The sequence below is a fragment of the Streptomyces sp. NPDC054770 genome (assembly GCF_053611985.1).
Genome location: NZ_JBSHBL010000058.1, coordinates 15,050 through 27,943 on the forward strand (window position 1 = coordinate 15,050; position 12,894 = coordinate 27,943).

Annotated in this window: 13 protein-coding genes; 8 read left to right on the plus strand and 5 right to left on the minus strand. The window is 70.6% G+C overall.

Annotation, left to right across the window (positions count from 1 at the left end; all coding sequences use genetic code 11):
• Positions 1–361: 361 nt before the first annotated feature.
• On the plus strand, positions 362–1,798 hold the full coding sequence (locus ACWGKQ_RS36930; RefSeq protein WP_453296413.1) for a hypothetical protein: 1,437 nt from the start codon (positions 362–364) through the stop codon (positions 1,796–1,798).
• A gap of 15 nt (positions 1,799–1,813) precedes the next feature.
• On the opposite strand, the gene ACWGKQ_RS36935 is transcribed toward ACWGKQ_RS36930, so the two are convergent.
• Positions 1,814–2,569 (minus strand): HAD family hydrolase, encoded by a 756-nt coding sequence (locus tag ACWGKQ_RS36935; protein ID WP_453296414.1) that lies wholly within the window; start codon positions 2,567–2,569, stop codon positions 1,814–1,816.
• 178 nt (positions 2,570–2,747) lie between these two features.
• Here ACWGKQ_RS36935 and ACWGKQ_RS36940 point away from each other — a divergent pair, with 178 nt between their 5' ends.
• From ACWGKQ_RS36940 to ACWGKQ_RS36950, 3 genes are all read left to right on the plus strand, one after another.
• Positions 2,748–3,719, plus strand: coding sequence for an aldo/keto reductase (locus ACWGKQ_RS36940; RefSeq protein ID WP_453296415.1), 972 nt, complete (start codon positions 2,748–2,750; stop codon positions 3,717–3,719).
• Positions 3,720–3,799: 80 nt separating this feature from the next.
• Positions 3,800–4,351, plus strand: a complete 552-nt coding sequence (locus ACWGKQ_RS36945; protein ID WP_453296416.1) for a TetR/AcrR family transcriptional regulator — start codon at positions 3,800–3,802, stop codon at positions 4,349–4,351.
• Positions 4,348–5,874: an MFS transporter gene (locus ACWGKQ_RS36950; RefSeq protein WP_453296417.1), complete on the plus strand. Its 1,527-nt coding sequence runs from the start codon at positions 4,348–4,350 to the stop codon at positions 5,872–5,874. The genes ACWGKQ_RS36945 and ACWGKQ_RS36950 overlap by 4 nt, the downstream gene beginning before the upstream one ends.
• Before the next feature lie 110 nt (positions 5,875–5,984).
• On the opposite strand, the gene ACWGKQ_RS36955 is transcribed toward ACWGKQ_RS36950, so the two are convergent.
• Positions 5,985–7,631 carry a multicopper oxidase family protein gene (locus ACWGKQ_RS36955; protein WP_453296418.1) on the minus strand — a complete coding sequence of 549 codons (1,647 nt, stop codon included), beginning with the start codon at positions 7,629–7,631 and terminating at the stop codon, positions 5,985–5,987.
• A gap of 162 nt (positions 7,632–7,793) precedes the next feature.
• Positions 7,794–8,465, minus strand: a complete 672-nt coding sequence (locus ACWGKQ_RS36960; protein WP_453296419.1) for a lysophospholipid acyltransferase family protein — start codon at positions 8,463–8,465, stop codon at positions 7,794–7,796.
• Between the two features lie 320 nt (positions 8,466–8,785).
• Between ACWGKQ_RS36960 and ACWGKQ_RS36965 the strand changes: the two genes are divergently transcribed.
• The 3 genes from ACWGKQ_RS36965 (at position 8,786) to ACWGKQ_RS36975 (ending at position 11,090) form a co-directional block, all read left to right on the plus strand.
• On the plus strand, positions 8,786–9,967 hold the full coding sequence (locus tag ACWGKQ_RS36965; protein WP_453296420.1) for a glycerophosphodiester phosphodiesterase: 1,182 nt from the start codon (positions 8,786–8,788) through the stop codon (positions 9,965–9,967).
• Between the two features lie 74 nt (positions 9,968–10,041).
• Positions 10,042–10,548, plus strand: a complete 507-nt coding sequence (locus tag ACWGKQ_RS36970) for a sigma-70 family RNA polymerase sigma factor (protein WP_453296421.1) — start codon at positions 10,042–10,044, stop codon at positions 10,546–10,548.
• Positions 10,549–10,592: 44 nt separating this feature from the next.
• Positions 10,593–11,090 (plus strand): GNAT family N-acetyltransferase, encoded by a 498-nt coding sequence (locus ACWGKQ_RS36975; protein WP_453296422.1) that lies wholly within the window; start codon positions 10,593–10,595, stop codon positions 11,088–11,090.
• Positions 11,091–11,178: 88 nt separating this feature from the next.
• Here ACWGKQ_RS36975 and ACWGKQ_RS36980 read toward each other — a convergent pair whose 3' ends face one another.
• Together ACWGKQ_RS36980 and ACWGKQ_RS36985 are read right to left on the minus strand one after the other, a co-directional pair.
• A complete protein-coding gene (locus tag ACWGKQ_RS36980; RefSeq protein WP_453296423.1) occupies positions 11,179–11,598 on the minus strand; it encodes a hypothetical protein in 420 nt (139 codons plus the stop codon).
• Between the two features lies 1 nt (position 11,599).
• Positions 11,600–11,959, minus strand: a complete 360-nt coding sequence (locus ACWGKQ_RS36985; RefSeq protein WP_453296424.1) for a hypothetical protein — start codon at positions 11,957–11,959, stop codon at positions 11,600–11,602.
• A 69-nt stretch (positions 11,960–12,028) separates the two neighbouring features.
• On the opposite strand from ACWGKQ_RS36985, the gene ACWGKQ_RS36990 reads away from it, so the two are divergent.
• Positions 12,029–12,676 (plus strand): HAD family hydrolase, encoded by a 648-nt coding sequence (locus ACWGKQ_RS36990; RefSeq protein ID WP_453296425.1) that lies wholly within the window; start codon positions 12,029–12,031, stop codon positions 12,674–12,676.
• Positions 12,677–12,894 lie beyond the last annotated feature (218 nt).

Below are 12,894 nucleotides of genomic sequence, written 5' to 3' on the forward strand. Positions count from 1 at the left end.
TTGTCTGTCCGGGCCCTTCACGCTGTCCGGTGAGAGAGTCTCGGCTCCGCCCGGTGAACCCGGAGGAGGGATCCGGAGGAGGGACCCGGAGAACCCGGTGGGACCCGGATGCCGGGCCCCCGTCCCCCGACTGGCGGCCGGCCTCGCCGCGATCAGCGGCCTGTGCGCACCGGGCGCGGGCCAGGAGGGACGGCCGGCCCAGCCGCTGCCGCTGCCCCTCGGAGGCATCTCCGCCTGCTCCTGTTCGAATTGACACCGGGCTACGGGGGCCTCGTACTGAGGCAGGGGACATTTTTGGGCAAAAGTGCCTATTCGGTGTCTTCCGTCACCCACCCCGATCCCACCCCCACATGGAGCCGCCATGACGGTGCAGCCACAGCAAGCGACCATGCCGATGGTCTTGGTGTTCGAGGACGACCCCGGCGGAGATCCTCTGCACATCAACATGCCCGTACCGCATCCCATCCCGCATCTGGACGCCCAGCCCTTCCCGATGGCCATCGCGGAGACCGCGCCGCAGCCGGACAGCGCGGGGCCCGGCACCGAGGCATTTCGCTACTGGGTGGCGGCCGACTCGCTCAGCCGGGCCAGCCAGACCTGGGGTCCGCTGGTTCCGACCGGAACGAAGTGGCATCCGCAGGTCGGGCGCGCTCTCACGGCCCACCTCAACGCAGGGGACGACCTGAACGCCTTCTACGACCGTAAAGGCCTGTGGTTCTTCCGCCGCACGGTGGCAGGCGTCAATGTCGCCGCGTGCGAGAGCAACGAGGTCGTCCAGCACGAGGCGGGGCACGCGGTCCTCGACGCCCTGCGCCCCCAGTTGTTCAACATGGCGAGCGCGGAGACGGCCGCCCTCCACGAGGCGTTCGGCGACATCAGCGCCCTGCTGGGCTCGCTCCAGCTGGAATCGCTGCGGACCGCGGTACTGGCCGAGACGCAGAGCGACCTCGAACTGTCCTCCCGGGTGTCCAGGACGGCCGAGCAGTTGGGCTGGGCGATCCGCCAGGGCCACCCGAACGCCGTGGACCCGGACTGCCTGCGCAACATGGCGAACAGCTTCTTCTACCGCGACCCGGTGCTGCTGTCGCCGAACGAGCCCGCCAGCAGACTCTCCAGCGAGCCGCACTCGTTCTCCCGGGTGTTCAGCGGCGCGTTCCTGAAGATCGTTGCGGGGATCTTCCACCAGCAGGACCTGCAGGACCAGGCCGGTCTGGGCAGGGCGGCCGAGATCGCGGGACAGCTGCTGGTGGACGCGGTCGTCGCCGCACCCGTGGTGTCCGCCTACTACGCGCAGATTGCGGCTCACATGATCGCCGCCGACCATCGCCGGAACGGCGGCATGTACGGCCAGTCCCTGCGCTCGGCGTTCATCCGGCACGGCATCCTCTCCCTGGAGGCCGCCGCATCCGTCACCGAGCCGGAGGTGGCACGCCGAGGCCCCGGAATCGCCGAGTCGATGCCGGGCGGTGGAGACGACGAGGGACTGACGCCCGTCACGGTCCAGGGGACGACGTACGGCGTCACCCAGCCGCTCACCCTCGCCGCCCCGGCGCAGGAGCGACGCTTCGGCGTCGCGGGCTCCGACCCCGCTGGCGGCTCGGTGCGGCCCTCCGACCCCGAGCGCGTCGCGACGTCGTACCTCGAGGACCTCTTCCGCCGCGGCCGGGTCCAGGTGCCCGCGGAGCACCGTTCCGCCACGTCGTTCGCCGACGACAGCCCCTCCCGGCTCAAGACGCACGAGATCACGCGGAACACGACCGGCGAGGGCCTGGCCCTGGTCCGGCGGTGCTTCGACTGAGTTCCCGGACCGCGTTCATCGGAAGAAACGCAGGCGACGGACGGTGAGCCGTCCGTCGTCCTCGCGTTTGATCACGTGCGTCGTCTCGGGCGTCGGCTCCTCACCCTCGAAGACCGCCTCGCCGCGGGCCAGCAGGTCGCTGACGAATTTCTCGGTGCCCGCCAGCTCCTCCACCTCTCCCTGCACGTCCACCGTGAAACCGGCGCGCTCGAGCACTTCGGTGCCCCGCGTGGTCACCATGGCCACCACGAGTCGCCCGGAGACGACCTGCACGGGAACGGCCTCGGTCCTGTTCATGGCCGCGGTCAACGCCGCCTGGTCCTGGCCCCCCGGCACTCCGATCCGCGCCCGGAACACGGGACGGTTCTCCATCGCGGCCAGGGTGAACACCGGGTGCGTCGCGGTACGCATCCCCGCCTCCCGGGCGAACGCGCGCTCCTGGGCGTTCTCGCCCACGAAGACACAGTCGTCCGCTGTCGCACCCCCTGTGCTCGCGACTGCCCGGTCGAAGATCTCCCGGCTGTTCTTCGTGCCCCAGTGCACAAGGGCCTCGTCGGTGAAACGGCCGGGGAACGCCTGCGCCAACGCGCCCGCTGCCCGCGCTGCGGCACCTTCGCCCGACCCGGGGTTGGAGATGATGCCCTTGCGCACCTCGCGGAGGGCGTCGAGCGTGGCGACGACACGCGGCCGGGGCCGCAGACTCAGCGAGCCGTCGGGGTCCACTTGGGGATCCGCAAGGGTCTCTCCGATGTCGAAGAAGATCACAGACATGGTGAGTGCCTCCCCATGGTGAACGCTTTCGAGTCGGGACCGCCGGAGTGAAACAGTGCGGGCCTGTCGTGCGGCGGCGGCTCCCGGCGCAAGACCGAACCGCGCGGGACTGGGTAGATTGGTGCGAGATCCCTCTCCTGAGGTGAGATCCCCTACGCCGACCGTGCCGGGAGCCCCCATGCCGTTCAGCCGCCTGGCCACCGTGACCACGCCCACCGCGCACCTCGGCCTCGGCCTCGCAGCGGTCGCCCGCCCCGGCTACATCAACCTCGGCCGCGACGAAGACCTCGGCGAGGACCGCAGCGTCGGCGCCCTCCGCTCCCGCACGCACGAACTCCTCGACGCCGCCTACGCCCAGGGCGTCCGCTACTTCGACGTGGCCCGCTCCTACGGCCGCTCCGAGGAGTTCCTGGCCGGCTGGCTGACCGCCCACCCGGACATCCAGGACGTCGTCGTGGGCAGCAAGTGGGGCTACACCTACACGGCCGGCTGGTCGGCGGACGCCGAGACGCATGAGGTCAAGGACCACAGCCTGCAGACGTACGACCGTCAGCGCGCCGAGACCGCCGAGCTGCTCGGCGACCGGCTCGACCTCTACCAGATCCACTCGGTGACCCCGGACAGCCCCGCCCTCACCGACAAGGAACTCCACGCCCGCCTCGCCGAGGCGGCGGCCACCGGCCTCACCATCGGCTTCTCCACCAGCGGGCCCGCCCAGGCAGACGCCATCCGCGCCGCCCTCGCCGTCACGGTCGACGGCGAGCCCCTCTTCCGTACCGTCCAGTCGACGTACAACGCCCTGGAGACCTCGGCGGGCCCGGCTCTCGCCGAGGCGCACGACGCCGGACTGACGGTGATCGTGAAGGAGGGCATGGCCAACGGCCGCCTGGCCGCCCCGCACGCTCCCGCCGTCCTGAAGGCCGTCGCCGAGGAGACCGGCCTGGGCGCCGACGCCGTCGCCCTCGCGGTGGTCCTGCGCGAGCCCTGGACCGGAGTGGTCCTCTCCGGCGCGGCGACGCTCGGTCAGCTCGACTCCAACCTCCACGCGGCCGTGGTCGACCTTGATGCCGACCAGCTGACCCGGCTCGCCGCTCTGGCCGAGGAACCGCGCGCCTACTGGGAGCGACGCGGCAGCCTGCCCTGGCACTGACGCGACCCCTGATCCGCCCTCTCTGAGTCACGCGTGCCAATAATGAGACATCAGTGTCTCATGTGGGCTACTCTTGTCTCATGGCCCTCGATCGCGACCACGTCCTGCGCAGCGCTGCCGCCCTGCTGACCCGCAAATCCACCGCGACCATGGACGAGGTCGCCAAGGCCGCCGGGATCAGCCGGGCCACCCTGCACCGGCACTTCGCGGGCCGCGACGCGCTCGTCCGCGCCCTGGAGGCGCTCGGCATCGAGGAGTGCGAGGCGGCCCTGGACGCCGCCCGCCTGGACGAGGGCCCGGCGGCCGACGCCGTACACCGCCTGGTCCGCGAGATCGAACCGGCCGCCGGCCTGCTCGCCTTCCTCTACACCGAGAACCAGCTGTTCGAGGGCGACGGGCAGAACCAGGGCTGGGCCCGTATCGACGACCGCATCGCGGCCCTCTTCCGACGCGGCCAGCAGAGCGGCGAGTTCCGTATCGACCTCGCGCCCGCCTGGCTCACCGAGGCGCTGTACGGCCTGCTGGCCTCCGCCGCCTGGGCGGTCTCCGAAGGCCGGGTCGCCCGCAACGACTTCACCCACATGATCGTCGAGCTGTTGCTCGGCGGCGCACGACGAAGAGAGGAATCATGACCAGCACCGTGCAGCCGGCGCGCGTCGCGGAGGCGGAGGAGACGCGGCCGGGCCGCTGGCTCGCCCTCTCCGCTCTCGTGCTCGCCGTGCTGCTGGTGGCCGTGGACGCGACCGTCCTCGGCCTCGCGACCCCCTACATCAGCGAAGATCTCGACCCCTCCGGCACCCAGCTGCTCTGGATCGGTGACGTCTACTCGTTCGTCATCGCCGGGCTGCTGGTCTCGATGGGCAGCCTCGGCGACCGCATCGGCCGCAAGCGGATCCTGCTCTGCGGCGCGGCGGCGTTCGGTGCGATATCCGTCCTGAACGCGTACGCGACGACCCCCGGGATGCTGATCGCGGCCCGCGCCCTGCTGGGCGTCGCGGGCGCGACCCTGATGCCCGCGACCCTCGCCCTGATCCGCAACCTCTTCCACGACCCGCGCGAGCGCAGCCTCGCCGTCGGCATCTGGGGCGCGGCGGCCTCGGCCGGTACGGCCATCGGCCCGATCGTGGGCGGCTTCCTGCTCGAACACTTCTGGTGGGGCTCGGTCTTCCTGATCAACGTGCCGGTGATGGTGGTCCTGGTCCTCGTCGGCGCCAGGACGCTCCCCGAGTCCCGCAACCCCGACCCCGGCCCCTGGGACCTGGGCAGCGTCGTGCTGTCGCTGGTCGGCATGATCGCCGTCGTGTACGCGGTGAAGGAGGCCGCGACCCACGGCCTCACCGGCGTGAGTGCGGCCACCGCCCTGCTCGGCGGCGCGGCCCTCTACGGCTTCGTCCACCGCCAGCTCACCATGCCCAGGCCGCTGTTGGACATGCGGCTGTTCCGCAACCGCGGCTTCAGCGGCGCGGTCCTGGCCGACCTGCTGACCGTGCTCGGCATGTCGGGCCTGGTGTTCTTCCTCTCCCAGTACCTGCAACTGGTCCAGGGCAGGCGCCCGTTCGAGGCAGGTCTCGCCGAACTCCCGGCCGCGGTCGGCGCGGTGGCGGCGGGGCTGGTGGCCGGCCGGGCGGCCCGCCGTCACTCGGTACGGGCGGTGGTCTCCGGCGGCCTGGCGGCCGTGGGCGTGGCCCTCGCGGCCCTGACCACCCTCTCGCAGTCCACCGGCTACCCGGTCCTCGGCGCCGCCCTGCTGGTGGTGGGCGTCGGCGCGGGCTTCTCCTTCACGGTCACGGCGGACGTCATCCTCTCCAGCGTCCCCAAGGACCAGGCCGGCGCCGCCTCGGCGGTCTCCGAGACGGCGTACGAACTGGGCGCGGCGCTCGGCATCGCCCTGCTCGGGTCGATCGTGACCGGCGTCTACCGCGGCTTCACGGCCCCGCCGGGCACCCCGGCCGCCGCCCATGAATCACTGGGCGCGGCCGTGGAGGCGTCGACGACCATGCCCACCCCCACGGCGACCGCGATGCTGACCGCGGCCCGCGACTCCTTCACCCACGGCCTCCACCTGGCCTCGGGCGCAGGCGCCGCAGTCCTCCTGGCGACGGCGCTGGCGGCTTGGTTCTTGCTGAAGGGGCAGAAACTGGAAGGCGCCGCGTAGGCGCAACTCCCCAGGGGCGCGGGGCTGTGTTTGACTTGCGGCTGCCGTCGCGTGGGCGCGAGCAACCACGACGCACCCGCGCCCGAAGTACCGCCGAAGCCCCCCACTCGTCACTTCTTATAGCCCAGCACCGTCATCATCCCGCTCTCCGAGTGGTACTGGTTGTGACAGTGCAGCATCCACAACCCGGGGTTGTCGGCGTCGAAGTCGAGCACCAGCTTGCGATGCGGCAACACGATCGTCGTGTCCTTGCGCGCCCCCGCCGAGCTGATCCCGCCGACCGCGAACGTATGCCCGTGCAGATGCATCGGATGCCACATGTCGGTCGCGTTGACCAGCGTCAGCCGCACCCGCTCACCGGCCCGCACCGCATGCCGCTCCCGCACGTCGTACGGCTTGTGGTCGAACCCCCAGTCATACCTCTGCATCGTCCCCGTGATCCTGATCCGCAGGTCGCGGTCGGGATGCCGGTCGTCCATGGCGACGGACTCGGCCGGCAGCAGCCGCCGCGCCGGCACGACCTCGCGGTCCAGTTCGTCAGGACGCACATCCGGCGCGGGAAGGTTTCTGCCCTTGTCGGTGCGGAGGATCGCCACCGCCTTGCCCTTCTTGCCCTCGGCGAGCGCGACGAGCGGGAAGACGCCGTCCTTGGCGGTGACGAGGACGTCGTACCGCTCGGCCATGCCGACGAGCAGCGCGTCGGTCCTCTTGTGCTGCACGGGATAGCCGTCGGTGTGGGTGACGGTCATGGCATGGCCCCCGAGCGCGACCCGGAAGGCCGTCTCGGAGCCCGCGTTGATGATGCGGATCCGGACCCGGTCGCCGGGGCGGCAGCGGAAGACGGAGGGGTCGGTGCGCAGCCGCCCGTTGGCCAGGTAGTGCGGGTAGGCGACGTTGCCGCCCTCGCCGTGCAGCATCTGGCTGTGGGAGTTGTGCAGTACCCGGTCGGGGCCCGTCGGCTTCTTGGACCTGGACTTCGAGGGCGACGGTGACGCGGAGGCGTGCGCATGCGCCGACCCGTGCGGGCTCGGGGTACCGCGGCCGGGACCCATGGCCATGTCCATCCCCATGGACCCGCCCGGCTTGAGCTGGTCGAGCACCTGCTCGGGGTTGGAGCCGTCGATGTCGTCGAGCCAGTCGTCCAGGACGACGATCCACTCCTGGTCGTAGGAGAGCGGCTCCTTCGGGTCGTCGACGATGAACGGCGCGTAGAGGGCCCGGTCGGGCTGCATGCCGACGTGCGAGTGGAGCAGGTACGTGCCCGGGTGGGCGGCGACGAACCGGTAGATGAAGTCCGTTCCCGGCGCGACGGGGGACTGGGTCAGGTCCGGGACACCGTCCATGTCGCAGCGCAGCCGTACCCCGTGGGCGTGCAGCGTGGTCTTCTCGGGCAGCTGGTTGGAGAGGGTCAGGCTGAGGACGTCACCGGCGGTGACGCGCACCAGCGGCCCCGGGACCGACTCGTTGTACGCCCAGCTGTGGACCGACCGCCCGCCCAGGTCCAGCATGCTCCTGGCGGCCGTGAACCCGATCATGCGGACGGGGCCGGACCCGCGTCTCCGCTCGGCCGCGAGCACCTCTGGGTCCGACGGGTTGACGAACCCCCTGGGCCCCTGCGGGACGAACGCCGCGGTGCCGGCCGTGTGCTGCGGGCCGGAACTGGGTTCGGAGCCGGAGTCGGAACATGCCGCAAGGAGCCCCGCCCCGGCGGCAGCGAACGGAGCACGGAGCAGGGTACGCCGAGAAGGTTTCTGCATGTCTGAAATAAGACATGCTGTGTGCTCATATGGTCGGTAAATGCGGACGAATGACCGATGTGTCGGGGCAGATTCCACCGGCAGGCGGACGCCGGACGGATCAGGCAGATGGCAGACAGAAGGGCACGGACCACCGGTCCGTGCCCTTGCGCCGAAAGAGTGTCAGGCGGCCTTCGCCTTCGTGGCGTACATGTCCACGTACTCCTGTCCGGACAGCCGCATCACCTCGGCCATCACCGAGTCGGTCACGGCCCGCAGCACGTAGCGGTCCCGGTCCATGCCCTCGTACCGGGAGAACTCCATGGCCTCCCCGAACCGCACGGTGACCTTGCCGGGCCGCGGGATGCCCTTGCCGCCCGGCTGCAGCTTGTCCGTGCCGATCATCGCGAACGGCACCACCGGCGCGCCGGTCATCAGCGTCAGCCGCGCGATGCCGGTACGGCCCCGGTAGAGCCGGCCGTCGGGGGAGCGGGTGCCCTCCGGGTAGATCCCGAAGATCCGGCCCTCGTCCAGGATCCGCTTGCCGGTCATCAGCGCGGCGACCCCGCCGCTCGCGCCGTCCCGGTCCACCGGGATCATGCCGACGCCGGTGAAGAACCAGGCCATCAGCCGGCCCTTGACGCCCTTGCCGGTGACGTACTCGTCCTTGCCGATGAAGAACACCTGCCGCTTGCTCACGAGCGGCAGGATCATCGAGTCGATGAACGTGAGGTGGTTGCCGGCGAGGATGACCGGACCGTCCCCGGGGATCTGCTCCACGCCCTCCACCTGCGGGCGGAACATCAGGCGCATGATCGGTCCGAGCACTGCCTTGATGAGCGCGAAGCGGGACAACGGGTCCTCCGATGTCGAGGGGCGGTATGAGTCTGTGCAGGTGAGGACATTACTCGCGGCTCCGTGGGAAGCGCACATCGAGTACCGCCGGTTCACCGAGGTCTTACGTACTGTTGACGCTGGTTTACCTGCGGTGACGTCCCGGGGGCGGGGCGTAACGAGCCCGCGACGATGTGACGGATGTCGCCGACGGACCGTCATGACTCGCCGTCCAGCAGCCATGCGGCGTCACCCGGACGTTGGGTCGGTGGTCTCCCTTCGGTCACATCCGCAGCCCTACGATCAGCCGGCATCGAAGGGCGAAGGTCAGGAGAGCGCTCATGAACACGCAGGACTCGAACGAGCGGACAGAGCTGAACGGGACGACCGGACGGCGGGCACTGCTCGGCGCCGCGGTGCTCGGCGCGGGCAGCGCGGTCCTCGGACTGCCCGGCACGGCCAGAGCGGCCGAGGCGAAGCAGGCCGGGCACGGCGGCGGACTGAAGAGCCTGCCGAAGCCGACGATCATCGGCCACCGGGGCTCCAGCGGCTACCGCCCGGAGCACACCTTCGGCTCCTACAACCTGGCCCTGGACCTCGGCGCCGACGTCGTCGAGGCCGGCGACCTCGTCCCCACCAAGGACGGTCACCTGGTCTGCCGTCACGAGCCGGAGATCGGCGGCACCACGAACGTCGCCGACCACCCCGAGTTCGCCGACCGCAAGACCACCAAGACGCTGGACGGCGTGCCCACCACCGGCTGGTTCACCGAGGACTTCACGCTCGCCGAGCTGAAGACGCTGCGCGCGATCGAGCGCATCCCGGCCAACCGCCCGCACAACACGCTCTACAACGGCCGCTGGGAGATCCCCACCTTCGAGGAAGTCCTCAAGTGGCAGGACGAGCAGACCCGCAAGCGCGGCAAGCAGGTCTGGATCTACCCGGAGGCCAAGCACCCCACCTACTTCCGCAGGCTCGGCCTCGGCGTCGAGGAGCGGATCGCCAAGCTGCTGCGCAAGCACGGCAAGGACAAGCGGAACTCGCCGGTCATCGTCCAGTCCTTCGAGCCGACCAGCATCCAGCGCCTCAACAAGCTGATCGACAACCCGCTGGTCGTGCTGCTCTCCGCCGCCAACACGCAGCCCTACGACTTCGTCGCGACCGGCGACCCGCGCACGGTCGCCGACCTGATCACGCCGAAGGGCCTGCGGGAGATAGCCGGTTACGCGCAGGGCATCGGCCCGACCGTCGACCTGATCATCCCGAAGGACGCCAACGGCGACTTCACCACACCGAGCACGCTGGTCGCGGACGCGCACAAGGTGGGCCTGATCCTGCACCCCTACACCATGCGCAACGAGAACCCCTTCCTGCCGCCGGCCTACCGCATCGGCCGCGACGCGGACGCCTACGGCAACGTCTTCCCGGTCTTCCAGAAGTACTTCGAGACGGGCATCGACGGCGTCTTCACCGACAATGCCGACACCGCCCTGCTGGCCCGCGCCGACTTCGTCAACGGCTGAGCCCCCGCACCCCGTTCGGGGTGTCTCGCGGCCGCCCCGGCAACCTGGGCCGGGGCGGCCGCGTCGTTCCGCATATGACGAACGACCTGGTCACCGCCCTGCGCCCGCTGCTCACCGCCGAGGCCGCCGCCGAGGCACATGGCTGCGGCGGCGATCCCCGCGACCTGGAGCAGACCGTCTGGCTCCGCCTCCTGGAGCGCCTGGAGACCCACGGTCCGCCCCGGGCCCCCGAGGACTGGCTGCGCAGGGCCGTCCGAGCCGAGTCCCGCCGCACCCGACGTACCGCCCGCCGGGAACACCCGTACCCCGCCGACCCCGCCGACCCCGTCACCCCCACCCCCGAACAGCGCGTCCTCACCACCGCCCGCCACCGCGCCCTGCGCGAGGCCGTGGCCCGGCTGCCCGGCCGCTGCCCGCGCCTCCTCCAGGCCCTGCTGTCCCCGAAAGACCTGACATACCGGGAGATCGCGGGGGAGTTGGGTATCTCACAGGGAAGTCTCGGCCCGGAACGTTCCAGATGTCTGGGTTGTCTGCGCCGATTGTTGACGCCGGAGGTTGCGCCCCGCGAAGCACGGGGATAGGAGTGAGAACGACAGGCGATCAGGTGAGCGGGAGGCGTGCGCACATGGGCATGAGCGTGACCATCTCGGTGGCGACCGAGCAGGATGCAGAGCAGATCTTCAGGCTCCAGTACCTGTGCTTCCAGAGCGAAGCTGCGCTGTACGGCAACTACCGCATCGACCCGCTCGTCCAGAGCCTCGACTCGGTCCGTCAGGAGCTCGCCGCCGACTGCGTCTTCGTCGCCCGCCTCGGCGAGGAGGTCGTCGGCTCGGTCCGCGGCTCGGTCACCGAGGACGGCGCCGCCGCCATCGGCAAGCTCTGCGTCCACCCCCGCCTCCAGGGCCACGGCATCGGCGCGAGGCTGCTCCGCGCGGCCGAGTCGGCGCTGGCCGAGGAACGCGGCGCCAAGAAGTTCCGCCTCTTCACGGGCCACCGCAGCGAGGGCAACCTCCGCCTGTACCGCCGCGTCGGCTACGAAACGGTAGGCACCTCAAAGGGCGCAGACGGCGTCCCCATGATCGTCCTGGAAAAGCCGGTGAGCACTTACGCAACAACGGCGTGACTTTTCAGCCCCCTTGGCTGAAGCGCCCCGTCAGGGGCGCGGGGAACTGCGCGACCAGCCACAACGCACCGTCAGTCGCGCACGTTCCTCAAGCCGCTCCCCGCTGGGCGCCCTTCCGCAACCAGTACAAGGCGGAAATCGGCAACAGCACCGGAATGAACACGTACCCCATCCCGTAGTCCGACCACACGGTCGCGTCCGGGAAGGCGGAGGAGTCGACGAGGGTCCACGTACCCACGACCAACACCCCCGCAAGCTCGGCGGCGCAGCACACCTGCGCCACCCTGCGGGCCGTGTCGCCGCCCCGCACCAGCGTGTACGTGATGAACGCGTACACCACCCCGGCAACGGCGGACAACGAGTACGCGAGCGGCGCCCGGTCGAACTCGGTCGCGATCTGGTACGCGGATCGCGACACGGCCCCGACGACCATCACGCCGTAGAACCACACCAGCAGCGTCCCCGGCCCACTCGTCAGCCGCTTCGGCCTCTCTTCCACGGCCGTCATCTCACCCTCCCCAGATGTCATAGAGCCGCACCTCCAGCACGGCCAGCACCACACCGCCCGCGGCGACCGTCATGGAACCCCACCGCGTCCGCTCGGCGAGCGACATGAACCCCGCGGCCGGCACACACGCGAACGCACCCAGCAGATAGGCGACGAAGATCGTCGTACCCTGGTCCGGCTTCTCGCCCCGCGCCAGCAGCACGATCCCGGCGATCAGCTGGATCAGCGCCAGCACCGACACCACGGCCATCCCGATGAAGTGCCAGTCCTTCGTCGGCTGGTCCCGGTACGCCGCCCAGCCGCACCACGCGGCGAGCAGCAGCGCGGCGACTCCGGTCACCGTCAGCAGGGCATTGAGCATGCGGTGACCTTATTACGGCCGAAACGGCCCGATGCCGTCGCCCCTGCCGTACACCGTAGGGTCGAGACCATGACGATCCACGCACAAGCCCTCCTGTTCGACAACGACGGCACCCTGGTCTCCTCTCTCGAATCGGTCGAGCGCTGCTGGACCCGCTGGGCGGCGGAGTACGGCGTCACCGAGGAGTTCGCCCGAGTCGAACTGCACGGACGGCCCGCCGCGGACATCGTCGCCGACCTGCTCCCCGCGGACCTCGTGCCGGAGGCGGTCGCCCGGGTCGAACAACTGGAGGTGGAGGACGTCCCCGACGACGGCGTCCACCTGCTCCCCGGCACCGCCGCCTTCCTCGCCGCCGTGCCCGCCGACCGCTGGGCCGTCGTCACCTCCGCCACCCGCCGCCTGGCCGAGGCCCGCCTGGAAGCGGTCGGGATCCGGCCGAAGACGCTGGTCTGCGCGGACGACATCACCCGCGGCAAGCCCGACCCCGAGCCCTACCTCCTCGCCGCCCGCCAGCTGGGCGTCGACCCGGCGCACTGCGTGGTCTTCGAGGACGCCCCCGCCGGACTCCAGGCGGGCCGCGCGGCCGGTATGACCACCGTGGCGTTGGCCACAACCCACCAGGCGCACGAGCTGGACGCGGACCTCGTGGTGGAGGACCTCTCGGCCTTGTCCGCACTGGTCACCGACCACGCAATCGAGATATCGCGCCGCGGCTGAAAGGCGTCCGCCGCCGTCCACCATGCGGACAGCGGCGGCCTGTCAGGACCGTAGGTCTGGTTTACTGATCGCATGACCACGACGAGCGACCGCACCCCTGCGACCGAGGCGCCCATGACGCCCGGTGCTCGTTGTATGTGTCGAATGTGCGCCTTCTAGAGGGCCCCCGCACCACCCCAGAGCTCGCGCCCCGAAGCGAGACCGGTGGCATGTCCGTA

Bases quoted from the DNA above. Each gene is read 5' to 3' on its own strand.
- ACWGKQ_RS36950 (WP_453296417.1), top strand. From the start codon at position 4,348: ATGACCAGCACCGTGCAGCCGGCGCGCGTCGCGGAGGCGGAGGAGACG.
- ACWGKQ_RS36940 (WP_453296415.1), top strand. From the start codon at position 2,748: ATGCCGTTCAGCCGCCTGGCCACCGTGACCACGCCCACCGCGCACCTC.
- ACWGKQ_RS36965 (WP_453296420.1), top strand. From the start codon at position 8,786: ATGAACACGCAGGACTCGAACGAGCGGACAGAGCTGAACGGGACGACC.
- ACWGKQ_RS36970 (WP_453296421.1), top strand. From the start codon at position 10,042: ATGACGAACGACCTGGTCACCGCCCTGCGCCCGCTGCTCACCGCCGAG.
- ACWGKQ_RS36975 (WP_453296422.1), top strand. From the start codon at position 10,593: ATGGGCATGAGCGTGACCATCTCGGTGGCGACCGAGCAGGATGCAGAG.
- ACWGKQ_RS36945 (WP_453296416.1), top strand. From the start codon at position 3,800: ATGGCCCTCGATCGCGACCACGTCCTGCGCAGCGCTGCCGCCCTGCTG.
- ACWGKQ_RS36935 (WP_453296414.1), bottom strand. From the start codon at position 2,569: ATGTCTGTGATCTTCTTCGACATCGGAGAGACCCTTGCGGATCCCCAA.
- ACWGKQ_RS36980 (WP_453296423.1), bottom strand. From the start codon at position 11,598: ATGACGGCCGTGGAAGAGAGGCCGAAGCGGCTGACGAGTGGGCCGGGG.
- ACWGKQ_RS36930 (WP_453296413.1), top strand. From the start codon at position 362: ATGACGGTGCAGCCACAGCAAGCGACCATGCCGATGGTCTTGGTGTTC.
- ACWGKQ_RS36990 (WP_453296425.1), top strand. From the start codon at position 12,029: ATGACGATCCACGCACAAGCCCTCCTGTTCGACAACGACGGCACCCTG.
- ACWGKQ_RS36955 (WP_453296418.1), bottom strand. From the start codon at position 7,631: ATGCAGAAACCTTCTCGGCGTACCCTGCTCCGTGCTCCGTTCGCTGCC.
- ACWGKQ_RS36985 (WP_453296424.1), bottom strand. From the start codon at position 11,959: ATGCTCAATGCCCTGCTGACGGTGACCGGAGTCGCCGCGCTGCTGCTC.